Source organism: Bacillus sp. NEAU-Y102 (assembly GCF_054788175.1).
The window spans coordinates 363,781-389,297 of the sequence record NZ_JBTWFK010000002.1; the positions used below are offsets into that span (position 1 = coordinate 363,781).

General features: G+C 37.0%; 27 protein-coding genes. 14 read left to right on the plus strand and 13 right to left on the minus strand.

Annotated features, from left to right (window positions below; all coding sequences use genetic code 11):
• Positions 1 to 205 precede the first annotated feature (205 nt).
• From katB to asnB, 3 genes are all read right to left on the minus strand, one after another.
• Positions 206 to 1,672: a catalase KatB gene (gene katB, locus ACYFX0_RS08330; protein ID WP_001069166.1), complete on the minus strand. Its 1,467-nt coding sequence runs from the start codon at positions 1,670 to 1,672 to the stop codon at positions 206 to 208.
• Between the two features lie 59 nt (positions 1,673 to 1,731).
• Positions 1,732 to 2,691: a ferrochelatase gene (gene hemH / locus ACYFX0_RS08335; protein ID WP_000159538.1), complete on the minus strand. Its 960-nt coding sequence runs from the start codon at positions 2,689 to 2,691 to the stop codon at positions 1,732 to 1,734.
• Between the two features lie 185 nt (positions 2,692 to 2,876).
• Entirely contained in the window at positions 2,877 to 4,724 is a 1,848-nt protein-coding gene (gene asnB / locus ACYFX0_RS08340; protein WP_000333993.1) for an asparagine synthase (glutamine-hydrolyzing), read from the minus strand.
• A 239-nt stretch (positions 4,725 to 4,963) separates the two neighbouring features.
• Between asnB and ACYFX0_RS08345 the strand changes: the two genes are divergently transcribed.
• Entirely contained in the window at positions 4,964 to 5,518 is a 555-nt protein-coding gene (locus tag ACYFX0_RS08345) for a DUF2777 domain-containing protein (RefSeq protein WP_000616051.1), read from the plus strand.
• Between the two features lie 202 nt (positions 5,519 to 5,720).
• Here the strand turns inward: ACYFX0_RS08345 and ACYFX0_RS08350 are convergent, their stop codons facing one another.
• Entirely contained in the window at positions 5,721 to 6,086 is a 366-nt protein-coding gene (locus ACYFX0_RS08350) for a YisL family protein (protein WP_016097898.1), read from the minus strand.
• 150 nt (positions 6,087 to 6,236) lie between these two features.
• Here ACYFX0_RS08350 and rocD point away from each other — a divergent pair, with 150 nt between their 5' ends.
• A complete protein-coding gene (rocD, locus tag ACYFX0_RS08355) occupies positions 6,237 to 7,427 on the plus strand; it encodes an ornithine aminotransferase (protein ID WP_000616660.1) in 1,191 nt (396 codons plus the stop codon).
• A 110-nt stretch (positions 7,428 to 7,537) separates the two neighbouring features.
• Complete coding sequence (locus ACYFX0_RS08360; RefSeq protein ID WP_000926870.1) at positions 7,538 to 7,822, plus strand: hypothetical protein; 285 nt, start codon at positions 7,538 to 7,540, stop codon at positions 7,820 to 7,822.
• Positions 7,823 to 7,857: 35 nt separating this feature from the next.
• On the opposite strand, the gene ACYFX0_RS08365 is transcribed toward ACYFX0_RS08360, so the two are convergent.
• Entirely contained in the window at positions 7,858 to 8,757 is a 900-nt protein-coding gene (locus ACYFX0_RS08365; protein ID WP_001213078.1) for a fumarylacetoacetate hydrolase family protein, read from the minus strand.
• 246 nt (positions 8,758 to 9,003) lie between these two features.
• Here ACYFX0_RS08365 and ACYFX0_RS08370 point away from each other — a divergent pair, with 246 nt between their 5' ends.
• From ACYFX0_RS08370 to gerPF, 7 genes are all read left to right on the plus strand, one after another.
• A complete protein-coding gene (locus ACYFX0_RS08370) occupies positions 9,004 to 9,183 on the plus strand; it encodes an aspartyl-phosphate phosphatase Spo0E family protein (RefSeq protein WP_000462848.1) in 180 nt (59 codons plus the stop codon).
• 96 nt (positions 9,184 to 9,279) lie between these two features.
• Positions 9,280 to 9,501 carry a spore germination protein GerPA gene (gene gerPA / locus ACYFX0_RS08375; RefSeq protein WP_001111188.1) on the plus strand — a complete coding sequence of 74 codons (222 nt, stop codon included), beginning with the start codon at positions 9,280 to 9,282 and terminating at the stop codon, positions 9,499 to 9,501.
• Between the two features lie 14 nt (positions 9,502 to 9,515).
• On the plus strand, positions 9,516 to 9,722 hold the full coding sequence (gene gerPB, locus ACYFX0_RS08380) for a spore germination protein GerPB (RefSeq protein WP_001012509.1): 207 nt from the start codon (positions 9,516 to 9,518) through the stop codon (positions 9,720 to 9,722).
• A gap of 67 nt (positions 9,723 to 9,789) precedes the next feature.
• Positions 9,790 to 10,404, plus strand: coding sequence for a spore germination protein GerPC (gerPC, locus tag ACYFX0_RS08385; RefSeq protein WP_001070761.1), 615 nt, complete (start codon positions 9,790 to 9,792; stop codon positions 10,402 to 10,404).
• 6 nt (positions 10,405 to 10,410) lie between these two features.
• Complete coding sequence (gene gerPD, locus ACYFX0_RS08390; protein WP_001052807.1) at positions 10,411 to 10,605, plus strand: spore germination protein GerPD; 195 nt, start codon at positions 10,411 to 10,413, stop codon at positions 10,603 to 10,605.
• A gap of 15 nt (positions 10,606 to 10,620) precedes the next feature.
• On the plus strand, positions 10,621 to 11,007 hold the full coding sequence (locus ACYFX0_RS08395) for a spore germination protein GerPE (protein WP_000902327.1): 387 nt from the start codon (positions 10,621 to 10,623) through the stop codon (positions 11,005 to 11,007).
• A gap of 42 nt (positions 11,008 to 11,049) precedes the next feature.
• Positions 11,050 to 11,265, plus strand: a complete 216-nt coding sequence (gene gerPF, locus ACYFX0_RS08400) for a spore germination protein GerPF (protein ID WP_001141566.1) — start codon at positions 11,050 to 11,052, stop codon at positions 11,263 to 11,265.
• 137 nt (positions 11,266 to 11,402) lie between these two features.
• Here the strand turns inward: gerPF and ACYFX0_RS08405 are convergent, their stop codons facing one another.
• From ACYFX0_RS08405 to ACYFX0_RS08430, 6 genes are all read right to left on the minus strand, one after another.
• Entirely contained in the window at positions 11,403 to 11,690 is a 288-nt protein-coding gene (locus ACYFX0_RS08405) for an RNA polymerase alpha subunit C-terminal domain-containing protein (protein ID WP_000255718.1), read from the minus strand.
• 12 nt (positions 11,691 to 11,702) lie between these two features.
• Positions 11,703 to 15,428: a helicase-exonuclease AddAB subunit AddA gene (gene addA, locus ACYFX0_RS08410; RefSeq protein ID WP_016077977.1), complete on the minus strand. Its 3,726-nt coding sequence runs from the start codon at positions 15,426 to 15,428 to the stop codon at positions 11,703 to 11,705.
• A complete protein-coding gene (gene addB, locus ACYFX0_RS08415) occupies positions 15,425 to 18,940 on the minus strand; it encodes a helicase-exonuclease AddAB subunit AddB (protein WP_136996709.1) in 3,516 nt (1,171 codons plus the stop codon). The genes addA and addB overlap by 4 nt, the downstream gene beginning before the upstream one ends.
• A gap of 115 nt (positions 18,941 to 19,055) precedes the next feature.
• Complete coding sequence (gene lepB, locus ACYFX0_RS08420) at positions 19,056 to 19,619, minus strand: signal peptidase I (protein ID WP_000751897.1); 564 nt, start codon at positions 19,617 to 19,619, stop codon at positions 19,056 to 19,058.
• Between the two features lie 56 nt (positions 19,620 to 19,675).
• Entirely contained in the window at positions 19,676 to 20,269 is a 594-nt protein-coding gene (locus tag ACYFX0_RS08425; RefSeq protein ID WP_000347517.1) for a TVP38/TMEM64 family protein, read from the minus strand.
• Positions 20,270 to 20,694: 425 nt separating this feature from the next.
• Positions 20,695 to 21,276: a competence protein ComK gene (locus ACYFX0_RS08430; RefSeq protein ID WP_000444446.1), complete on the minus strand. Its 582-nt coding sequence runs from the start codon at positions 21,274 to 21,276 to the stop codon at positions 20,695 to 20,697.
• 283 nt (positions 21,277 to 21,559) lie between these two features.
• Between ACYFX0_RS08430 and ACYFX0_RS08435 the strand changes: the two genes are divergently transcribed.
• Both ACYFX0_RS08435 and ACYFX0_RS08440 read left to right on the plus strand, forming a co-directional pair.
• On the plus strand, positions 21,560 to 21,745 hold the full coding sequence (locus ACYFX0_RS08435; RefSeq protein WP_000391376.1) for a hypothetical protein: 186 nt from the start codon (positions 21,560 to 21,562) through the stop codon (positions 21,743 to 21,745).
• Positions 21,746 to 22,094: 349 nt separating this feature from the next.
• Positions 22,095 to 22,298, plus strand: coding sequence for a hypothetical protein (locus ACYFX0_RS08440; RefSeq protein WP_000356915.1), 204 nt, complete (start codon positions 22,095 to 22,097; stop codon positions 22,296 to 22,298).
• 205 nt (positions 22,299 to 22,503) lie between these two features.
• On the opposite strand, the gene cspA is transcribed toward ACYFX0_RS08440, so the two are convergent.
• Positions 22,504 to 22,707 (minus strand): RNA chaperone/antiterminator CspA, encoded by a 204-nt coding sequence (gene cspA / locus ACYFX0_RS08445; protein ID WP_000301518.1) that lies wholly within the window; start codon positions 22,705 to 22,707, stop codon positions 22,504 to 22,506.
• Positions 22,708 to 22,990: 283 nt separating this feature from the next.
• Here cspA and ACYFX0_RS08450 point away from each other — a divergent pair, with 283 nt between their 5' ends.
• Both ACYFX0_RS08450 and ACYFX0_RS08455 read left to right on the plus strand, forming a co-directional pair.
• Positions 22,991 to 23,485, plus strand: a complete 495-nt coding sequence (locus tag ACYFX0_RS08450) for a DUF6584 family protein (RefSeq protein ID WP_001060337.1) — start codon at positions 22,991 to 22,993, stop codon at positions 23,483 to 23,485.
• A gap of 19 nt (positions 23,486 to 23,504) precedes the next feature.
• Positions 23,505 to 24,122 carry a phosphotransferase gene (locus tag ACYFX0_RS08455; protein WP_460270241.1) on the plus strand — a complete coding sequence of 206 codons (618 nt, stop codon included), beginning with the start codon at positions 23,505 to 23,507 and terminating at the stop codon, positions 24,120 to 24,122.
• A gap of 109 nt (positions 24,123 to 24,231) precedes the next feature.
• Here the strand turns inward: ACYFX0_RS08455 and aceA are convergent, their stop codons facing one another.
• On the minus strand, positions 24,232 to 25,509 hold the full coding sequence (gene aceA / locus ACYFX0_RS08460; RefSeq protein ID WP_000787346.1) for an isocitrate lyase: 1,278 nt from the start codon (positions 25,507 to 25,509) through the stop codon (positions 24,232 to 24,234).
• Positions 25,510 to 25,517 lie beyond the last annotated feature (8 nt).

A 25,517-nucleotide genomic window follows, 5' to 3' on the forward strand; every position in this document is an offset into this window, starting at 1 on the left:
ACCCCACCTAGTATAAATGTAAATATATCAACGGTTTTTTGGATATATCAACGATTTTTCAAATATATCGATTGTTACTTTCAATATATCAACGGTCCGACACAACATATCGATTTACAAACAAATTCCGACATAATTTACAAGCAAAATACCCCACATAACGTTATACAAAAAAGACGACCGAAACCCGGTCGTCTTTTCCTATTTATTTTGGAGCATTTCCTACATATTGCGTAATATCAACATTTAACGCCTGCGCTAAACGCATACCGTATTCTTGATCTGCACGGAAGAAGTTACAAACAGCTAGTAATTTCGTGCGTTCATTTACGTCTTTCAAGTCATTTGTTAAGTTTGCAATTAAGTTATCTTGCTCTTCTTTAGAGAATGAACGGTAACGCTCACCTGCTTGTTTAAAGTCATTTGGTTTCTCGATTTTTTCACGAGATACATAGCCTTCTACTTTCATAGTCGAATCGCGGTAAGCTTTGTCTTCAACTGGATTCTCTGCATGACGGCTCGGTTCGTAGTTGATTGTAGATGGGTTTTGATTCATTTGCATCGCACCATCACGTTGTTGGTTATGAACAGCTGCATATGGGCAGTTTACAGGAATTTGCAAGTAATTTGCACCAAGACGATAACGCTGTGTATCTGGGTAAGAGAATAAACGACCTTGTAATAATTTATCTTCCGATGGTTCAATACCATTTACAGTTGCACTTGGAGAGAACGCTACTTGTTCTACTTCTGCAAAGAAGTTTTTCGGATTACGATTTAACGTCATTGTCCCTACTTCAATTAACGGGAAGCGATCTTCTGGCCATACTTTCGTTGGATCTAGTGGATCAAAGTCTAAAGAATCCATTTCATCTAGTTGCATAACTTGTACGTGTAAATCCCATTTTGGATGATTTCCTTTTTCGATTGCGTCGAACAAATCACGAGTTGCATGATTGAAGTCTTTCCCCTGCACTTCTTGCACTTCTTTCGCATTTAAGTTACGTACACTTTGCTGCGGTTTCCAGTGGTATTTAATATAAACAATTTTACCTTCTTCATTAATCCATTTAAATGAATGGACACCGAAACCTTCCATTTCACGATAGCTTGCTGGTGTACCATAATCAGAAAATACCCATGTCATCATATGTGTAGACTCTGGAGTTAACGTCATGAAATCCCAATAACGATCTGGCGTTTGAATATTTGTATCCGGTGCTGGTTTTAAAGAATGAACCATGTCAGGGAATTTAATTGCATCACGAATGAAGAAAACTGGTAAATGATTACCTACGATATCGTAGTTTCCTTCTTCTGTATAAAATTTAACTGCGAAACCGCGTGGGTCACGAGCTGTTTCCGGAGAACCTTGACCATGAATAACCGTTGAAAAACGAACAAATACAGGTGTTTCAGTTCCTTCATTTTGTAAAAATGCTGCTTTCGTATATGGCTTCATGCTATTTTTCGTTACGAATACACCGTGAGCACCTGCACCACGTGCATGCACAACACGCTCCGGAATACGTTCACGATCAAAGTGTGCAAGTTTTTCTACTAAATGATAGTCTTCTAATAATACTGGTCCACGACGACCAGCTGTACGAGAATTTTGGTTGTCTCCAACTGGAGCACCTTGGTTTGTTGTTAAGCGATTATTTGGATTCATCTAGGGGGATCCTCCTCTTTCTTTCATAGTAATTATTATTAATTTAAAATTATTATAAATTAATTATTATTTAAAACTAAATCTTTGTCAACTATTTCCTTCACTTTTTTGGAAACAATTTCAGCCAAACAGTCGATAAATGCAGATTGTGCATTCGGCATATTTGGTCTAAAATATTTAGCATTTAATTCATCAGTTACAACTTTACATTCATAATCATTGTCATATAAAACTTCTAAATGCTCTGCCACAAAGCCAACTGGGCAATATATGAAAGATTCGTACCCATGCTCTTCATATAAATCTTTCGTTAAATCTTGCACATCTGGACCAATCCACGGATCTGGAGTATTCCCAGCACTTTGCCAACCCGTTGTATAGTTTTGAATATTGGCAGCCCCCGCAATTAAATCTGCTGTATGCTGCAATTGCTCCACATAAGGGTCCCCTGCTGCAATAATTGTTTCTGGCAAACTATGCGCCGAAAAAATTACAACTGTTTTCTCTTTATCTTCAATCTTTGTAAATGTTTCTTTTATTTGATCTGTCCAATACGAAATAAACTTCGGTTCATCGTACCATTGTTCAATTGGTTCAATCACAGGACCACCGATTTCTTTTGAAAGACGAATAGCACGGTCATTATACGCTTTAATGCTAAATGTAGAATAGTGCGGTGCTAATACGATACTAATCGCCTGCTCAATTCCATCTCGCTTCATTTCTTCTACAGCATCTTCTATAAATGGCGCAGTATGTTTTAAACCTAAGTAACAAGTAAATTCATACTCTGTAAATATGTTATTCATTGAATCTGTTAATTTATGCGCCTGCTCTTTCGTAATTTTTGCAAGCGGCGAAATTCCACCAATCGCTTTATAGCGCCCAATTAAATCTTCAAGCGCTTCTTCTGATGGCTTACGTCCGTGACGGATATGTGTATAATATGCCTCTACATCGTCTAATGATTCTGGTGTTCCATACGCCATTACGAGTAAACCTATTTTTTCCTTTGTCATCTATATAACACCTCAATTTTATAAATGAGAATCCTTTTCAGAACGTTTGTTTCAAATTATAACAAGTAATAATAAGTACGTCAAAATAATAATTCTAATTAAGTATTATTTATAAGGTGATTTTGAATTTTATATGATAATTTCTTTAATAAAAGCGACTTACATAATTGCAAGCCGCTTTTCTCCTATTCTTTAATATTTACCCCATACTCTTTAAACCAAACATGAATTTGTGCTAAATGAGCTAAAAGCTGTGGCCCAGTCATCAATTGACCAAACCACGGTGTTTGAAATGCACTGCCACCAGACTGAATCAATCCGCTCAACTGCTCTTTATCAAATAGTTCGTGTAAAATTGAACCTTTATCTGTTAATAGATTTTGAAGCCATACCGTTACTGCCTTTGTATAGTGTGGATTGTGCGTTTTCGGATAAGGACTCTTCTTCCTATATAAGATGTCATGTGGGAGTACATCTTCTAACGCTTTACGTAATAGACCTTTTTCGCGGTTTTTATACATTTTCATTTCCCAAGGAATATTCCACGCATATTCGACAAGACGATGATCTGCAAATGGAACGCGTACTTCTAAACTTGCCCCCATACTCATACGGTCTTTTCTGTCTAATAATGTTGTCATAAACCATACCATATTTAAATAAAATAATTGGCGTCTTTTTGCTTCTAGTGGACTTTCCCCCTCTAAAATAGGAACTTCTTGAATCGATTCCTCATAGCGCCTTTGTACATATTGTTGTAAATTTAGTTTATTTCTCCATTCTTTTTTTAGAAGTTGTTCACGTGCCTCTGTAGAACGCATCCACGGAAATGCACTCGATTGTAAATCATCTTCTCTATAAAACCACGGATATCCACCAAATATTTCATCTGCACATTCTCCAGATAAGCCAACGACAAAATCTTGTTTAATTTCTCGGCAAAACCATAATAATGACGAATCGATATCTGCCATACCAGGCAAATCACGAACGAGTACCGCTTCAGTTAAATACTCTGCTAATTGTTCATTCGAAATGACGCAGCGATGATGGGTTGTTTGAAATGTCTCAGTCATTAAATTAATAAACGGAGCATCTGAATTTGGCTGAAACGCATTCGCTTTAAAGTATTTGTCATTATCTTCATAATCAACAGAATATGTGTGTAATTGCCCTTTTCCTGACCTTGCATATTCTTTCGCAGCAATTGCTGTTATAGCGCTCGAATCTACACCGCCTGATAGAAAAGTACATAGTGGTACATCAGAAACGAGCTGCCTTGTAATCGCATCTTGTAATAAAAAGCGTGTTTTCTCTACTGTTTCTTCAAAGGAGTCTTCATGTTTTTTACTTTCCACATTCCAATATCTCCATATACATAAACCGTTCTTTGAAAATGTCATCGCATGACCTGGACGTAATTCTTTTATACCAGCATAAATACCGTGGCCAGGTGTTCTTGACGGTCCGAGTCCGAATATTTCTGATAATCCTTCTAATGTTACTTCTGCCTTCACATCTGGATGCGACAATATCGCTTTTAACTCCGAACCAAATAATAAGCGTCCGCTATCATATTTATAAAAAAGTGGCTTTACACCTAATCGATCTCTCGCAATAAATACTTGTTCTTTCTGTTCGTCCCATACTGCAAACGCATATATACCGTTTAAATGATCGACACATTCTTCTTTCCATTCAATATAAGAAGCTAATAATACTTCTGTATCAGAATGACCTTTGAACGTATATCCTCTTCTTAATAATTCCTTTCGAATGTCTTCTGTGTTATAAAGTTCACCGTTATAACAAATGGCATAATTCGTTTCATCTTTTAAACAAGTCATCGGTTGTTTACCACCCTCAGGATCAACAACGATTAACCGTTTATGCCCAAATGCGACATTACCTTTAATCCAAACTTTATTATCATCTGGACCGCGTTTCGCTAACGTCTCAGCCATCTTCGTAACGACATCTCTTTCTCCTTCTAATGAGCGTTTATAATCCACCCATCCTGTAATCCCGCACATATAAATCATCCTTCCATCTTATTTCTTTTCTTGAACGTGCAGTAATCCCCACCCTGTGAGTGCGGATCAAAAAAATGACAAACTTGACGATAACCTACTATCCACATTTGGAATAGCATTCTCACTCAGTAAAACGTGTTTTATTGTATGCCCACCTATGTTTAGATGTGTCTAGTTATAAAGAATGCACGAACTGTCTATAACAGGAATAACTACTTTTCATAAAGGAGAAATCGTGTATGATACAACGTAAACATATTTTATATAACCAGCCCCGTGCTCATACAGTCGGTAATGTAGAATATATAAACAATGAATGGGTATTCTTTGATGATGAAAATGATGAAGCGTTTTTATTAGAAGATATTGCCGAAGATGGGTTTGAAGTTTTATATAATAACAATTGGCTACCAGCCCGTTTCTATGAACAAGATGTATTACAAATCGCCAACGAACAACACCATTTGCAAAATGGTGAAATGATACGTATTCGAAAAAAGTTACTTCTTAGTTATAATGAATGGCTCGAGGAATTACCTGACTCCGTCTTCACATTATTAACTGAATCATTGCAATCACTTCACTACTCTTTATATGATTGCATGTATTGTCATAATTATTTATCTTTCTTACCGAAAGAGGAGTCACGCGAAGGAGTAAATATTCTTTTGTTTGATAACGAAGAGATGATTTGTACACTGCAGCACCATTTCGTCCGTCACACTACATCCAATAAAAATATGTTCCGTTTTACGAAAGTAAATGGGGAAGAGTTGCATATCGATGCGACATAAAGTGAAACTTTAATCAGTGGGGCAGCCCCACTGATTATTAGCCTTCACCAATCGGGTGTTTACGAGCAGTTGATCTCCCGCCTAACTTCTTTGCTTAAGCTGAATTTTGAGGTGGGAGTTTTACTGCCAGTTAATACGGGATAACGTAAAAAACCACCTTATCTCCCAAGTCTTTGAGATTATAAGGTGGTTTTATTTTTTATTAGAATACTTTCCAGCCAATCGGTAATTTCAGCCCAAGGTAAAATACTGCTACTAGCGCAACAATAAATAAGCCCCAAACCGCCCCTGTTGGTTTGTTTTTGCTCATTTTCACAAGAACCATTTCCATTCCACCGATAACTAAAATACCAGTTAACATTTTTAAGCCATACCACATGTGCATGCTACCTGTTGCTGTCTTCACAATACTCATGTACAACATGAAGCCTGTCACAATAATGATGATATACATTAGGCGAAGCCCCATATGTACACCTTTACCTTTTCTTCCTGCTGAATAAAATGAATACGCAACGAAGAATAAAATTAAACCTAACGCCCATGCTGTAATATGCATATGTACCATCGTATCCCTTACCTCCTCTTTTCACACTTTTTCACTCTATATGATAACATGTTCATTTATTTTCAGGAAATGTTTCGCTTTTTTACATTTAAATGATATAATATTTAGAGTATTTACAAACTTCTTGTAATAACAAAAGGGGGAACAATCATGATTCAAACTAAGGATATTATCGAACTTACAGACACATACGGAGCAAATAACTATCACCCACTTCCAATCGTTATTTCTAAAGCAGAAGGTGTTTGGGTAGAAGATCCTGAAGGAAACCGCTATATGGACTTATTAAGTGCATATTCTGCAGTAAACCAAGGTCATCGTCACCCGAAAATTATTAACGCTTTAATTGACCAAGCTAATCGTGTTACGTTAACTTCTCGTGCTTTCCATAGCGATCAATTAGGTCCTTGGTACGAAAAAGTTGCGAAACTAACTAATAAAGAAATGGTACTTCCAATGAACACAGGTGCTGAAGCTGTTGAAACTGCAATTAAAACAGTTCGCCGCTGGGCTTATGATGTGAAGAAAGTAGAAGCAAACCGTGCTGAAATCATCGTTTGTGAAGATAACTTCCACGGACGTACAATGGGTTCTGTTTCTATGTCTTCAAACGAAGAGTACAAGCGTGGATTCGGTCCAATGCTTCCTGGCATCGTTGTAATTCCTTACGGTGATTTAGAAGCATTAAAAGCCGCAATTACACCAAACACAGCAGCATTCATTTTAGAACCGATTCAAGGTGAAGCTGGAATTAACATCCCACCAGCTGGTTACTTAAAAGAAGCTCTTGAAGTATGTAAAAAAGAAAACGTTTTATTCGTAGCCGATGAAATCCAAACAGGCTTAGGCCGTACTGGTAAAGTATTCGCTTGTGACTGGGACGATGTAACTCCTGACATGTACATACTTGGTAAAGCACTTGGTGGCGGTGTGTTCCCGATTTCTTGCGTTGCAGCAAACCGCGACATTTTAGGTGTATTTGAGCCAGGTTCTCACGGTTCTACATTCGGCGGTAACCCACTTGCATGTGCTGTATCTATCGCAGCTCTTGAAGTGTTAGAAGAAGAAAAATTAACAGAGCGTTCTCTTCAATTAGGAGAAAAATTAGTTGGGCAATTAAAAGAAATTGATAACCCAATGATCACTGAAGTTCGCGGTAAAGGTTTATTCATCGGTATCGAATTAAACGAGCCAGCTCGTCCTTACTGTGAACAACTAAAAGCAGCTGGTCTACTATGTAAAGAAACACACGAAAACGTAATTCGTATCGCACCACCTCTAGTAATCTCTGAAGAAGATTTAGAGTGGGCATTCCAAAAAATTAAAGCTGTATTATCATAATAATAGAGAGGTTGTCCGGCATGTTGGGACAACCTCTTTCTTTTTATATTCATTTACATTAAGATAAAATCGTAATTTTCTGTATTTTAAAATCGTAAAGGAGGTGCGATATGCTATTAAGATACGGTAAACAGATTAACTATTTAGCTACATCTTTTATTTTAGTTACATTCTGTGGCTTCCTACTTTCCACAACATGGCTTACTCACTACTCAACTCCTACTACATTCACACTACTGAAAGCATCATTTTGGACTGCTGTTATTCTTACTATCATTGGTTTTGGACGAGAAAAAAGTGCACTTACGGTTATACTATTTGGCATTTGTACACTTGCATTCATTGGCCTTTACACTTTTTCCGTTATCGATTACCTCTATAACCCAAGGCCATAAAAAAGAGCTATCTTTTAACAAGATAGCTCTTTTCTTTATTTCACTACATTTCGCAAAGTACCAATTCCTTCTACTGTAATGACCACTTCATCACCAGCATGTAAAAACTTCGGTGGTGTAAAACCTTTTCCGACACCAGCCGGGGTTCCTGTTGCGATAATATCACCTGGTTCTAAAGTCATTCCTTTGCTTATCGTTGAAATAATTTCTTCTATCGAAAAAATCATTTTATTTGTGTTGGAAGTTTGCCTTACTTCTCCATTTACTACCGTTTCAATGTGTAATGCATTCGGCGCATTAACCACCGATTTATGAATTAAATACGGTCCCATCGGGCAAAATGTATCGAAGCTTTTCCCAAGGAAAAACTGTTTATGTTTTCTTTGAATGTCTCGAGCTGTTACATCATTTATAATCGTATAACCAAAAACATGCTCAAGCGCTTTTTCTTTTTTAATTTGCTTCCCTCGCTTACCTATAATGACAGCTAGTTCTCCTTCATAATCTAGTTCGTCCGTTGCGTGAGGGTGACCATTAATTTGCTCATTTATGCCAATAACTGTTGTTGGTGCTTTCGTAAAGATCATTATATTTTCTGGAATAGACTCTACTCCGCCCATTTCTACCGCATGCTCACGATAGTTTTTTCCAACGCACAAAATATTCTTTCTTGGCCTTGGAATCGGTGCTAATATTTTCACCTCTGTTAACGGATAATACGCCGCTTCCCCGTTCTCTTTTGCCCAATTTACAATTTCACATACTTTCTCAAAGCACTCAGTCCCTCTTTCAATACACTCTAACATTGTAATAGGGATTGTAACCTTTTCCCCTTTTTGTCTTTGCGCTTCTCTTAAGTGTAATACCTTTTCTTCTTCTTCATCCACAATACCTACAAATACCTTTTCTTCTTTCTTCGCCGTTACAAAACGCAATATTTCCACTCTCCATCCTAAAACTCATACCCTTTAATTGTATTCGCATCCGCAAGAAAAAAACCTTCTCATGCACGCTAATTTTTACAATATTCTTCTCACATCCTATTCGTTACCCCTTTACATTTGGCATAAAATGTAGAATTTTTACTTTTTTTAGCGAAGGTATTTCTTTTTTATGGAGTTTTTGTATAATATGTACTACATATATACTAAAAATTTCATTTAGAGATGGAGCCGATTTCAATGTTTGAGCAAGCGATTGAAAAAAAACGTGAAAAAATGATTTATTTTGCTGAACGCTATGGAATGACTTCTCAAAAAACAGTGGATTGTAGCCAAGAACTGGACAGGCTCTTAAATGTAATTTGGCATGTACATACGGATTTTCACTCAAATCAAACACTCAACACACACACGCAATAATGTGTGTGTTTCTTTTATTTCAAAAAAACACACATTTTATCGGAAACGCCCATACAATAGTAGAAAAGAAAATTTTAAAAACGAAGGGTGTTTTGTATGCCAGCTATGGTCGGACATATTCGTATCGTCAATATTGGATCAAGTGGTATTTTTCATATTGGAGATGTATTTGCGATTAGGCCTATTAGTTACTCACGTGCTTTCGCCGGGGCCGGCTCTTTTAATGTTGGAGATAATGTTTCTGTCTACAATTATCAAAGTGCAACGACTGTTAATGATTCAGATGTCGTTGATCAAGCGATAATTGGTTCAACTTAAAGGGGGCGATTGTATTGAATTTTTACGTAAACCAAAGCATTATCATTAACAGCATTAAAATTGATAGCATTACAACCTCTTCTGTATTCCAAATTGGCACTGCCGGAAGTATTAAAGCCCTATCCAAATTTTCAAATACGGGCGGATTTACGGAGCCGCTTCGCCCATTACAGGCAAACGGACAAATTATTTCTATCAAACCATCAACTAGTTCTTCTTAAGACATCCTTGTCATAAATATATAGCAGGAATATTTTTACCCTCCCTATTGAAAAGGAGGTTTCACAAATGAATCAAGATATATATACTTACTTACACCAACTTCAACAAGCTCTTCAAACACAACAAGCAGCCATCCTCAATTTAGAAGATCAAGTGCGTCAACTCCAAGAAGAGCTTAACGAATTAAAAAATCGCCCCTCCTCTTCTGTAGGAAAAGTGGAATACAAATTCGATCAATTAAAAGTCGAAAATTTAAATGGCACTTTAAATATTGGCTTAAACCCATTTTCAGCAAAAGGACAACAAATTGAAGATTTTCAAGTGGATACAGAAACATTGAAGGTAAATCCTGAAACCGAAACAAACCCAGACTTTTATCAAGGTATCCTCCAAGAAATGCATCGATACTTAGATGAAGAAGCATATAATCGTATTCTCCATTTTGAACAAGAAGAGAGAACACCGCTTGATGAAATGTATCGACAAATGATGGTGGATGACATAAAAAAACAGATGGAGCATCGACTCCCTTATTATTTATCACAAGTTCAATCATATGAAGGTATTTCAACAGATCCAGATTATTTACGAGATATCATTATCCAGGCAATGAAACAAGATATTGACAAAGCCTTTCTCTCATTTATTCAGCACATACCGGGAAATTTCCGAAAGGAGTAAGTATGTATGAACCTTAACGTTGTAAACCGTGAGTTAAAAGTCGGACAGATTAAAATGAACGGTGTATCGTCGTCCGCACTCTTTTTAATTGGAGATGCAAATCTCCTCATTCTATCTTCTATTCTCGATACACCATTTGAAACAGTTACAGAGGGTCCATTTGTACCATTAGTAACAGATGTCCCTCCTACTCCAGGTTAAGGAGACTGAGAAATTATGTTACATCATGTGTCCATTGTCCAAAATGTTTCTATTATTTCTTTAGGGATTACTGCCGTATTTCAAGTTGGAGATGCAAACCAAATGGAATTAAAAAGTAGAGCTCTTGCCGTCCACCGTGAAATTCCTTGTTATATAAGGGGAGAAGGTCGCTTTGATGCTTTTGAAATCTTTACAGATGAACACATTACAATTCCAAAACGAACGACAGATGTAAAATTAAATATTGTAAATGAATGCCCTTTTATTGAAGTTAATAATGTTGAATTGCGGACACTTTTAAATTCTGGTTGCTTTCAAATTGGAAATGTTGATTATGGTTTTAATAACTCTCGTATTATGCAAATCCGCCAATATATTACGGATGAACCTTCCGCACAATAATTCATATAGTAAGTAAAAAGCTTAGTAAAGTAGGTGGATGGTATGCCTTCGGTTGTAGGAAATCTCGTCGTTCAAAATAGTAACGGCTCTTTCAACTTAGGAGATTTTTATAACGTATCTCCGAAAGAAAACACGAAAGCTTATAACGGATCTGGGGCTTCCAATGTTGGATTTGTCGTAAATACGTTTAACGGTGTTAGTGCAACAAATACGTTTGATTCTGATGTGGCGGATCAAGATCAGATTGGAACAGCGTAAAAAAAGTAGGAGATATTCTCCTACTTTTTTCTTTTATCTAATTCAAAATTATTAAAATGAAATTTTAATAAGAAAGAGCTTTACTGTCCACAAATAGCAGTATAAACAAGTAAGTAGTAAAGAGGCACTATTTCATTTTATTTAAATGATAACCCTCTCTCCTCCAAAGCCTTTCTAAGCTTCGGCATAGACGCAGGTCCCATACCATGCAGTTTTAAAATCTCTTTTTCACTATACTTGGATAGTTCTTCTATCGTGTGAATTCCATGATGTTGCAGCGCATTTCGTGCTGGTGATGAAAGAAGTGAAAGAAATCCTGTTTTAGGTTTCTTTTCTTTCTCACAAGTCGGGCAAGTTGGGCAATCGCTACTTTTGTAGTATTCATGTCCTTTTTCACAAGTTCTTAACGTTTTTTCCGTTACCATTTTCAAGCCCCTCTATTCCTCAATATTTACAACATGATTCCCATCAAAGAAGTATAAACATTTCTCTTTCACAGGATGTTGTAAGCTTTTCTCCAGCGCTTTTGCATATAACGAAAGCTGTACTTTATATCTATCTTCTAAAATTGGTTTTGCTTGTTCGAATCCGCCTGGGAATTTCCCTTCAATCGTATCTGTTTTGAAGTCGATTAACGTAATGCCGTCTTCCTCTTCAATCATGCAGTCGATAACCCCTTGGACAAGAATCGTTTCTTCACTCTTCCCTTGCCAATCTTGATATGCTTCTTCTGCTGCAAGCATCATCGTAAATGGCACTTCACGCTCAACACTTTTCGCCGCTAGTACCCTTTTACCTAAATCACTGTCAAAGAATGAAATTACTTTTTCAATCGCTATTTCTTCCGCCTGCTCGAATGTTAATAATTCCTTATTTACCATTCCAGCAATTTGCTCTTGCAGAACTTCAACCGTAATCGGCTTCTTCAAATCAACATGCTGCATAACGGCATGGACTGCTGTTCCACGCTCTGCGTACGTTAATCCTTTTTTCTCCATAAAGCGCGGACGTGTTTTAATTGGCGCACGTAGTTTTTTAATAAAGGCATTATCGCTACCTTCTTCAGATTGATAATTTCTCTTTATTTCTGTAACAGATTGCTTCGCACGATAAGATGTTGCATCCTCATATCCGTACTTCCACATTAATCTGTCGTACACTTCTTCTTTCCGTTCACTTTGCAGGGGAACAGCCTTTTTCTCACGAAGCGCTTCTAACAATTCTTGTTTCTCTTCTTGAACTGGCTCTGGTGCAAGTAGCGTGTTACCGTCCACAACTTCTACTTTCCAGTTCGTGTCATACCCGTAAATTTCATCTGGAATACTTCCTTGTCCTAATTCAAGAAGCATTTCACTATCACGGTGTCTATATAATGAAGGTGCAATCCAGTCTAAATAACAAGACGCTCCGGCACGTATGTGATCCGGTAATAACCATTCACTATGTTCCCTCGCATCAAGCCATTTTTCCATTTCCTTATTTGCATCCTTAACTGTTCCGATTAAAATTAACTTCTCTTTCGCACGCGTCAACGCTACGTATAGTACGCGCATTTCTTCCGCAATTAATTCCATTTTCATTTTACGTTTAATCGCAAGCTGTGATAATGTCGTGTATTTAATTCGTTTACGCGGATCGATAAATTGCGAACCGAAACCGAAATCTTTATGGAGTAAGAAACGTTTCATTAAGTCTTGTGTATTAAAACGACGGCCGAGTCCAGCTACAAATACAACCGGGAACTCTAGCCCTTTACTTTTATGGATCGTCATGATGCGAACAACGTCTTCTTGTTCACCGAGGGCCCTCGCCGTCCCCATATCATCACCGCGTTCTAAAATACGTTCAATAAAACGTAAGAAGCGGAATAATCCTCTAAATGATGTTGCTTCATATTGTCTTGCACGGTCATATAGTACGCGTAAGTTTGCCTGCCTTTGCTTTCCAGCTGGTAAACCGCCAACGAAGTCGTAATAACCTGTCTCGCCGTACACTTTCCAAATTAAATCAGAAAGTGATTGTTGACGTGCAAATTCACGCCATCCTTGCAGTAAGTTATAAAACCACTCTAGTTTTTCATGAAGTTCTTGTTCCTCTTCAAGCGGTGCACCTTTTAAGAATGAGCTCATTACTTCATAAAACGAGCCTTTCTTTCCGTGAGCACGAAGCGTCGCAAGGTCTTCATCGTTTAATCCAACGATTGGGGAACGAAGTACAGCTGCAAGCGGGATATCTTGCATCGGATTATCAATAACGCGGAATACGTTCATCATAATATTTACTTCCGTTGCTTCAAAATAACCAGTCGCAAGGTCAGCATATACCGGAATTCCTTGCAATTTTAACTCTTCCATAATTTGCGGCGCCCACGGCATGGAGCGAAGTAAAATAACGAAGTCGCGGTATTGTACAGGACGCATACTATCCGTTTTACGGTCATACACTTCATAACCGGAATCAACCATCGCTTTAATGCGCTGCGCCATAAGGCGAGCTTCAAGCTGTGCTTTTTCGACTTCTGCACCTTCTTCACCGTCTATTACTTCTTCTTCCGTTTGCTGAATACAGAGTAATTCTGCCGCTACATCTTCACCTTCTGGATAGGTAGCACCTAGTTTTAATTCAGCGTCAGCATCGTAGTCAATCTCTCCAACTTCTTCGCCCATAATTTGTTTGAAAATGAAGTTCGTACCTGCTAGTACTTCATGACGACTACGGAAGTTTTTCGCTAAGTCAATCTTCATTCCGCCGCCCAATCCTTCTTGTGTGAAGCGTTTATACTTTCCTAGGAATAGTCCTGGTTCAGCTAGTCGGAAACGATAAATCGACTGCTTTACGTCACCAACCATGAACAAGTTTCCTTCACTCTCAGAATCTTTCGTTACGAATTTAATAATGGATTCCTGTACAAAGTTCGTATCTTGATATTCATCGACTAATACTTCAGTAAATTTATTACGATATTGGAGCGCCACTGCTGACGGATTCATTTCACCATTTTCACTTTGTTCACTTAAAATTTGTAAACAGAAATGCTCTAAATCTGTGAAATCGACCATTCCTTTATCTCGCTTCATCGCTTGGAAACGCTCTGTAAATACTTTTACAAGTTGAACAAGCTTTTCTAATACTGGGTGCATATCTTGAAAATCTCGTAAGAAACTTTCAGGTTTGCGGCTAAATAACTCTTCTTGTAATTTCTTTACTTCATCTTTCGCTTTATTACGAAGAGAGTCTACTTGTTTTACAACATCTTCATTGTAATCACTTTTCTTAATACGCTTTAACGTTTGCCACGATACGTTTTGCATCGCTTCATACACGCTTGTCCACGACTCACGAGCAGCTGATGATAACGTTCCAAGTAATGCTACATCTGCTTGCAGGGTTTCAACGCGAGGCGCTGGACCGTCAGGAAGCATTGCGAGTTCAGTTGCCTTACGAATATGCTGTTCCGCTGTTTCAAGCTGGAATTTCACATCTTCTAATAAATAAGAAGCATATACTAAATCTTCAATTGTCTTTCCTTCTACGTCATATGCTTCTACTAATTTATCAAGCCATTTTTCCGGATTTGGATGCGCTCTTGACTCTGTATGAAGCGCTAAAATCATACGTTGTAAGTCATCATCACTACGGTCACTCGTATAACGATCAACAAGTTCAAAGAAGATTGTATTATCTTCGATTCCGTACTCTTCTTCTAATATGTCATCTAGCACTTCTTCTTTTAACAATTCATTTTCTGTTTGATTCGCAATACGGAAACGAGGATCAACATCCAGCATGTAGTAATATCCTCTAATTACTTGTAAACAGAATGAGTGAATTGTTGAAATGGAAGCTTTATTTAATAGGCTCAGTTGCTTTCTTACATGCTGAGAGCCTGGTTCATCAATTAATACCTTTTCTAACGCTTCCCCAATTCGATTTTTCATCTCTTGCGCTGCTGCATTTGTAAATGTTACAACGAGCAGGCGGTCGACATCGACTGGATTCTCTTCATTAATAATCTTTTTAATAATACGTTCAACTAATACTGCTGTTTTACCTGATCCAGCTGCAGCCGCAACTAAAATATCACGTCCGTTCGCTACAACAGCTTTCCACTGGTCATCTGTCCATTGACTACCTTCTGGTTTTTTAGGCCAATTTTCTATCATTCTCCGCCAACCTCCTCTCTTATTTTCTCCATCGCTTCACTATCTTTCATATCTTTTAACGTACGGAATTGATTATCTTCAAGTGACTCATCAAATTGACAAACAGATTTGAAGTTACAGAACGTGCACGCTGCTTTATTTCCCATTTTATAAGGAGCAATATCGATAACACCTTCTGTAATATCTTTTCCGATATTTTCAAACGTATGGTGTACATATTTTTGCAGTACGTTAAACTCTTGCTCACTTGCAATACTTGAACGCGCACTAAAGCTACCGTCTTTTTTCAGGCCAGCAGAAATAATATCTGAACTTCCTGTTGAAAGTTTGTTATCCATTAAACGAACAACGTCCGCATCTCCTAATACGAGTCCTTTCATTTTAAATTTCTTTAAAATTTCTTTTTCAATTTCGGCTTCAGATGCGTCACCTTTCATTTCAACAATTGGATTATGGATATGAAAATACAATACACCCGCTGGTGATGCTGCTTGGCCTTTTTTCATCCACGTCTGTGCATTCGAAGTAACAACATCTAAATACGTTAACATTTGAAGTGCTAATCCGTAATACACTTCTGTTAAATCTAACGCTTTTGAACTTGATTTATAATCAATAATACGTAAGAACGTCCCGTTCTCATCTTCTGCCTTATCAACACGGTCAATACGGCCGACTACTTCCATCTTCACACCATTTGGTAGTGAGAATTCCATCGGCGGAAGTGATCCTGTACCGCCCATACCGAATGGCACTTCTAAATCAACTGGTACGAATCCGCTCGACTTCGCATGTTCACGAAGAATGATTGACGTACGGAAAATGATTTGTTGTAGTTTTTGTTTTAAATAGAAATGACGGTTTGAACTTAATAAAATTTGTCGTTGTAATAACGGTGCAATTTCTTCTATTACTAAAACAGAAAGATGCTCGCACTCTTTTATGGATAAATCCGCCCAAGTACGGTTTTCACGCAATAACTTGTCCGCAATTTTCTTTAATGCCGCATGGAATAATTCGCCGATGTCCGGTGCATCAAGCTTGAAAATATCACGCTCTCTAAGTGATAAACCGTGCTGTGCAAAATGAGCGTATGCACAACGGTTAAATAGTTCCATACGAGAGACGCTTCCTTTAATTATATCTCCATATAAATCTCTACTTACTGCTGTACTTAGTTTCTTCGCACGATTTCGATAGAATAAACTTGATAAGACGCGGCTACTTTTTTGTTTCCATTCATCTGAAGTTACGTAGAAATTATATACGTCCCACCAAAAGTCTAAATTCCCTTCAAATCCGTATCGCTTCCACGTTTGTAGTTGCTGCATAACGTAAGATAACGTTACTTCTGGCGTTGCTACGTATGAAATTTGTTCTGAACGTGATAAATCGTTTACGTCATTCGTAATAAATGAATCTTTCACATTAGGGAACATTCTTTTTATTTTCTTAATAAAGCTAGACGCAAGTAACGTCTTTCCTTCTTCATCTGCAAGCGGGCATGAAATGTATAACCTCTCAGACGCTCTCGTTACCATTTGATACATAACGAACTGTTCTTCTAACAAAGTTTGTCTCGTCGTTGGCGCTAATTCAATCCCTGCCGCACCAAGAACTTCTCTTTCCTCATCAGAAAGCATACCTTCATCCATAGGTGCTGCTGGAATGACCCCCTCATTTACACCTATAATAAACGTTGCTTTCACGTCAGATAACCTGGAGTGATCAATATTAGCAATTAACACTTGGTCTAATGACGGCGGAATGTTAGCAAATTGAAGTGCCTCAAGACCTGTCGACATAACGTCCGTAAACATAGAAAGAGACATTTTCTCTTCACCAAGCATCTCTACAAATGTATCAAGAAGACTCATTACTTCTTCCCATACTTGTTCATGATCTGTCGCAAATAAGAAATCTCCACTTTCTTCTGCACGTATACGTAATTCTTCTAGCTTCTTCGAAACATCCAGTTCTTCTAAAAATAAGTAAACTGCTTCACACATTTGCATAACTGTTCCTGCACGCTTTAACCTTTTTTGCATGCGAATAACAGGTGGTCTTACAACGTCACGTAACCTATTTATTTTCTCTTCCATTTCACGTTCACTGTCTGTAATCATCCCGTTCGTATCATCAAGAGAACGATAACGGCGATACATCCATGGATCCTCTGAAGTCCACCTCTTTCCTTGTACACCGTACGCTAAACAGTAATTTTCAAATTCATCCATTTCTTCACGCATCGTTTCTTTTCTTACGTCTAATGGATATAAAAGCTCTGTTTTCACGCAGCGGAACACCGCATCATAACGCCAATTCCCACTAATAATCTCGAGTGCAGAACGAATACATTCTACTAATGGGTGGTGTGACATCGGGCGTTTTTCATCGATGAAGTGCGGGATATTATAATCTGTAAATAACGTTCGCATCACATCGTAATAACTTTCCCCATTACGAAGAAGCACTGCAATATCTCGGTAACGATACCTTTCATCCGCAACAAGTTTACGAATTTCACGAGCAACACCTTCTACCTCCGCTCGTAAATTCGCAGCTGTGCTAATCGTTACACTCGCTTCACCGTTAAATTTTTCATTCGGACGCGCTTCATAATGAGCTTCTAAATGCGCTAATGCCGGAGAATGAAAACGCGGCTGTTCCATAAGTGGAATTGTTTTTTCAATTTCTATTTTCTCTTCACGCGCTACTTGTTTGATTTTTTCATACGTTAACGTCGTTTCATAAAATAAATCGAGTTCATTTACTGGCTGTGCTAACGTTTTTTCATCTATCGTTAACGTGATCGTAACTCTCGCTCCGCAAATCATAAGCTGTCTTACAATCTCTAACTCTTGCGGGGAGAATGAATGAAATCCATCTATATAAATTTCCGCACCATTTACATATTCAGACTGCGGAAGCTTTTCCACTAGCAATTGCAGGTAGTCTTCTGAATCTAAATATTTTCCAATTAAAGCACGTTCAAAATCATCGTATAATAGCTGTAAATCATACACTTTATTCGCTAGTAACTTTTGTTCGGCACTGCTACTATGCGCATCCAATTGTTGCCACATTTCATATACGTTAGATGGCGTTACATTGTAACGTTTAAACTCTGCAATCATACTGCCAAGATGTTCAAAGAAACCGTTTTGCTCCGCTGCTTTTTGGAACACCGATAATCCATCTTTACGAGACTCTACAATTTTACGGAGTAACATATGTACACCCGCTTCATCAATATGAAGACGACTCGCTCCGCCAACTTCTTGTAGTACCTTCCACGCTAATCGTGAAAAACTAAAAACTTGTGCCCGAATAGAACCTCTTACATCCTCACTTCCAATTAACGCCTGCTGCGTCTGGAATGTCATCTGTTCTGGCACAAGATATAATATTGTTTTCCCTCTCGGGCGTTGTTTTAACTCTTCTTGCACTTCGCGTAAACAAAGTGTACTTTTTCCACTTCCCGCTCTACCAATCACAAATCGAAGTGACATGTAACCCCACCTTTCACTTACATAACGAACGTTAGTTTGCTACTATAATTGTATTATAGTACACGAAAAAAGACAAACTGAGTTGTTTGTCTTTTCTATACTTCTATCTATTATATCAACCTTTTGAAAAATTCGTTTGCACCTCTTGAATTGGCCAATATCGCAAATCAACTTTACCGACGACTGTATCAGCTTTTACAAAGCCAAAGTGTCTACTATCCCAGCTCCCGAGCCGGTTATCACCTACTACAAAAATAAACCCGGGTGGCACCAGCTTTTCTTTCGTTAACTCTTCTAATGTAAAGTCGCCTGTTAGTTGCCTTCCATTTATCTCTTTCTTATATTTCTCTAGATACGGCTCATCAATAAATTGTCCATTTATATATAACTTATCATGCTTATATTCAATATGATCTCCAGGTAAACCGATAATTCGCTTTACATAGTCCTCTTTTTTATTCGCATGAAACACCACAACGTCAAATCTGTTCAAGTCCCCAACTTGATAACTCACCTTATTTACAACGAGCATATTACCATCTTGCAATGTCGGCATCATTGACTTCCCCTCTACAACATACGTTGAGAAGAAAAACGTTCGAAAAAATACAGCTAATAATACACCAATTAAAATTGTTCGTATCCACTCTATGCCTTCTTTTTTCAAAGTTTTCTTCATCCGCTTCTCCCCTTATCCTTTAATACTGAAGCTTTCCTTTACAAAGAAGACTATTCTTAATGTAGTTCTAACTTTACTTCAATTTTCTTACCGACATACCATAAAATAAAAATACCAATCGCTACAATGACTGATTTCACCGGATTATGAATAAATGACATTAAATCATGACCGATATACGTTAAAATAAAAATCATCACAAGTTTTCCGAATGCTAACGCTAGCCCAAACTGTTTTACACTAATTCGTGATAAACCAGCGACAACATTTATTAGCGCTGACGGTGTAAACGGAAAACAAAATATAACAAAAATCGGTGCGAATCCTTTCCTTTCAATCCACCCCATTGCTTTTCTTACTCTCTCATGCTTATTTACAAACGAAAAGAAACGACTGCGACCAAAATGGCGGATGATGAAAAAGACAAGTAATGCACCCATTACTGATCCAAGCCATGAATAAAGAAAACCGAGCCAAAAGCCAAATGCAACAGCATTCGCCAGTACAAATACAATAAGCGGTAATGCTGGAATCAACGCCTCTATCATCGGTAAACCAATACCAAGAAGTGGTCCGAACGCTTTATAACTCTCAACAATATGATCCATATTTTCTGGTGAAAAATACTCTTTGATTGTCTGAAAATCCATTCTACACTTTACCCCTTTACTCTAAATACTATCCCTACTGTATCATTGCTTATATGAAAGAGGAAATGGTAGATACGACATATGGAGATGTATTTATTAAAGTTTCCATATCTTTCATAAGAATTCCTTCATTATTTAGCTATGATAATCTATCAATATTCGACAGGAAATTTCGTTCGTTTTGTTATTTAGGTGGTTTTCCGATATTTTTATCGGTAAATGAAATTACAACTCGGTTTTTCTAACACATCTCTTTATCTATAAAGATTGATAAAATGAAACTTTAATCAACCCTCACCAATCCGGCTTTTACAGGCAGCAGGGCCCCACCTAACTTCTTTGCTTTCGCTGAATTTTGATGTGTGCGTCTTACTGCCCGGTAAATAGCGGATAAACAAAAAAAGAATGGGGATTCCCCCATCCTTTCACACTTCGCCTTCCTTCACAAAATACACTCTCTCATAAGCAGGTCTTAATGTTGATTCCTCTTTTTTATCAATCTCTTTAAAACAAGGGCTCCCTTGTTTTTTCCTACGATCTTCATATTCAGTACGCAATTTCGCTGTACGATTTTGTTGATTTTCAAAACTAGTTTTTGATATTTCTAATTTCACAGCAAAGCCATTTATAAACCTAATAATAAGATTTCCATCTTTTAATTCTTTATTACCTTCAATATAAAAATGAGACAACCAAGCGCACTCTTTTCTAGAGTAAGAATAGGTAGGGAAAAAATAAAGTTGATCTGTAGGACTAATCGCAATCGGTGCTTTATGTGTAATATGAGTTAATTCTTTCGTTCCTTCTTTTCTGCCTAAGAAACTAGAACCATGCTTTCGGCAACTTCTTTCTATAATATCTAGTGGTTTTTGAAATACGAAAAAAGAATCATTCATTTCAACGACTCGCGTAACAATTTTCTTTTCACTTAGAATAACAGGAAGTAAGGCCATCGTATTTTTCGTTACAACATAATTTTCGACATAGCGTTCCACTTTACTTTCCATACTCTATTATCTCCTTTTTTCCATTTATATTAGCAGCTGCATATATAATTTTAGCACCTATGAAAAGAAAACGGATTGCACATTCTACTATTTTACATTAATTTATTATTTATCAAACATTCTTCAAATTTCAAAATAAATATATAAAAATAACAAGATGGCATTGTGCACAAAAAAGCATTTATACTGCTATAAATATTTGAAATCACTTCCTCATTTCACATCATTACAACAATTAACTTTGTTATAATTAAAATGTAAATCCAATATATGGAGGGCCACTATGGAAGAAAAAGAGATCCAACCATCGATTCAAATGAAAAATAGTAGCGTCATTATCGTGAAAAATTCAGCTAGTATTATATTCGGTTTATTTTTTATTCTGCTATTCTTTGCCAAACCGTTTCGTAAATCAAAATGTACAGAATGTAAAAAACGTGAGAAGAAAAACGTAGTGAAAAAAGAGTAAAAGGCCTTCCTTTTTGGAAAGCCTTTTTACATTTGTAGTATCATTTTATTTATTCTTCTTCACCCTTAGAAAAACAACTATATTTTCTTCCAAGGTTCTCTACATCTTTTTTGATTTGTAATATGATCTTTATATAAAACATGAGAAAGAGTATTTGTACTTGTTACTCGCTTTTAATTTTTACTAAAAAATTTAAATTTGTACATTTTTTCCATTACTAACAATTCGTCAATTAATTAACTTTGTAATATAAGTTTTGTATATAATTTCATTCAAAAACACAATATATATAAGTAGCCATTTATAATTACATTTCTTTTTATCAAATTCCAAAAAGGAGCTGTATACTATGGATAAAGAAAATCTATTAAGTCAGCAGGTTAATAGCATCCCCTCAGATGCTCTGAATACTCCTAGCAAGGAACAAGAACAACTGTTAGAAACATCATCTCAAAACGTACAAAATTCCAATAACAATACTAACAAAAAAGATGAGACTCAAGGTCTATCTGGAAAAGATTCCCCTATTTCAATAAAGAATACAAACTTATAGTTATTTACTATCATACGCAGCAAATGCTCTTGCTGAACTAATTCTTATACAGGAACTAATACGCATTCCCGATAATTTTTTACCAGTTGTAACATAGAAAAAGAGATTTAGATATAAAAACAGGCTCTGAAAAAAATTTCTGCACAACCTAAAAAAAAAAAAAGGATGGCATTAGCCATCCTTTTTTCCATCATCAACTATAAAATTATAGTTTGATTACGTTTTTAGCTTGAGGTCCACGGTTACCGTCTTCGATTTCGAAGCTAACTTTTTGACCTTCTTCTAAAGATTTGAAACCGTCAGTTTCGATTGCTGAGAAGTGTACGAATACGTCGTTTTCGCCTGGAACTTCGATGAAACCGAAACCTTTTTCGTTGTTAAACCATTTTACTTGTCCTGTTACTGCCATAATTATTTCCTCCTAAGAAAATACAAATTTTAAATTTTTTAGTCTTCCTGTCTAAAAAAAGAATCCACACATTATCAAATACGAAACATAAACTAGTTCTCACATACTTTTTCTCGTTCGTTTTCAGCACTTGATAACATATGGATTGCTTAATTTAACTATTCAACTGACACCATCATAGCACATTAAAATAAAATGTACAATCTTTTTCTAAAATGGAATTTCTAATTTTTAGTATTTCTTATAAAATATAATTATCTCTATTCCAAATAAGGAGGAATTTATGAACAACAAAATTCCTAGAAAAACATTAAAAAGAATCGAAGAGGATATTGAAAATAATAATCTTGGAAAAGCAAGAGACAGATTGCACGGCCTCATCTTTACATACCCAAATGAATTACATCTTCGAAAACAACTCGGAGATATTTATTATAAATTACAATATCCAGAAATGGCTGGACGTTACTGGTATCTAGAGGAGCATAAAACAGATATTATGCATGAATCATGTTTATTATTTGAGAAATCAATGGGAAATAACCCTCATCATATTGCACGCGCTTTAAAGTTTAAAGGCGATTCTAACCATATAAAAGCTTTGTATAAAGATCAACCTTTATCTTCAGTGCAGAAGAAAGTAGCAGAGGAGTTAATTTATGAGTATAAAGAAACATGGCAAGATAAGCTAGTTCCTTTTGGCTGTCTAGCATTCCTTGCTTGCCTTCTCTTTTCTGCCATTGTTGGTCTATTCACTATTTGGAATTGGATTTTTTAATTATAGGGGGAATTTTCACATGTCAAACTACGATAACGAAGAAAAGCTAACAGGCGGAAACGTTTCGAACGTATATCGTTCTGAAAATACTGTTCGTCGAGAGTTAAAGCCAGATAGCGCAAAAATCCATAAGCTATTACAACACTTAGAAAACAAAGGATTTCATTATACTCCAAAGTTTTTAGGTGTAGATGGAGAAGATAGAGAGGTTTTATGCCACAATGATTTTGCCATATATAACATTATTTTTAATAATGAGAAGCCAGTAGGGATTATTGATTTCGATGTTGCTGCTCCTGGTCCAAGACTATGGGATATCGCTTATACACTTTATACTTGTGTGCCTTTAAGTAGAGTGTATTATACAGAATCTGGTGAAGCCATTCATTATGAATCATCGCAACATGCAGATCGTATTAAAGAGAGAGTGAAATTATTCGTTCAGTCCTATGGTAAAAATATGGATGAAGATTACTTAGGAATGGTGTTGCTACGATTAGAAGGGTTATGTACATATATGAAACGAAAAGCGCAAGAAGGCGACTTGAATTTCCAAAGAATGATTGATGAAGGACATCTAGAGCATTATGAGAAAGATATGAAGTTTATTCGTAATCATAGGGCTGAGTGGCGTTGATTTAGTAATAAAGAAAAGTTAGTATCGTTTTTTGCCGATAAATTGATATCTCTTTTCGAATCGTTCACAAAATAACAAGGGGCCCCCTTCAAACAGGTGCCCCTTCCTTTTATTTCGTAAACTGTGCTTCTTCTGTAGATCCTTTTAACGCTGTCGTTGATGAAGTTCCGCCTGTAATCACTTGTGCAACTTCATCAAAGTAACCTGTTCCTACTTCGCGTTGATGACGTGTTGCAGAGTAGCCGTGTTTTTCTGCTGCAAATTCAGCTTGTTGTAGTTCAGAGTATGCTGCCATGCCGCGCTCTTTATAGCCACGTGCTAGTTCAAACATACCGTAATTTAATGAATGGAATCCAGCAAGTGTTACGAATTGGAACTTATAACCGTAAGATGCGATTTCCTTTTGGAAGCTCGCAATTGTTTTTTCATCTAGTTTTTGTTTCCAGTTGAATGAAGGTGAACAGTTATATGCAAGTAACTTTCCTGGATGCTCCTTATGAATTGCGTCCGCAAATCGTTTTGCATCTTCTAAATTTGGTTCCGACGTTTCACACCAAACGAGGTCTGCATACGGTGCATACGCTAAACCGCGCGCAATCGCTTGATCAAGACCTGCATTCGTACGGTAAAATCCTTCTGGTGTTCTTTCTCCTGTAATAAATGCTTTATCAACAGGATCGATATCGCTCGTAATTAAATCAGCTGCATCTGCATCTGTTCTTGCAACGATAATTGTTGGCACTCCCATTACATCTGCTGCAAGACGTGCAGAAATTAAATTACGTACCGCTGTTTGCGTTGGTAGTAGTACTTTTCCACCTAAATGGCCACATTTTTTCTCTGAAGATAATTGATCTTCAAAATGCACACCTGATGCACCTGCTTCAATCATACCTTTCATCAGTTCGAATACGTTTAATTGTCCACCAAATCCAGCTTCTGCATCTGCTACAATCGGTACGAAATAGTCTGTATCATCGCTTCCTTCCATATGTTGAATTTGATCCGCACGTTGAAGTGTTTGATTAATTCGTTTCACTACAGCAGGTACGCTGTTCGCTGGATATAAACTTTGGTCTGGATACATATGTCCAGAAAGGTTTGCATCAGCTGCCACTTGCCAACCACTTAAGTAAATCGCTTTTAACCCAGCTTTTACTTGTTGCATCGCTTGATTTCCTGTTAATGCGCCAAGTGCGTTAATATAGTCTTCTGTATGAAGCGATGTCCAAAGCTTCTCAGCACCGCGGCGCGCTAATGTATGTTCAATATCAATTGATCCGCGCAGGCGAATTACATCTTCTGCCGAATATGGACGTGTGATCCCTTTCCAACGCTCATCTAATTCCCAGCTTTCTTGTAATTTCTCGATTCTTTCGTTTTTCATTTATTCCA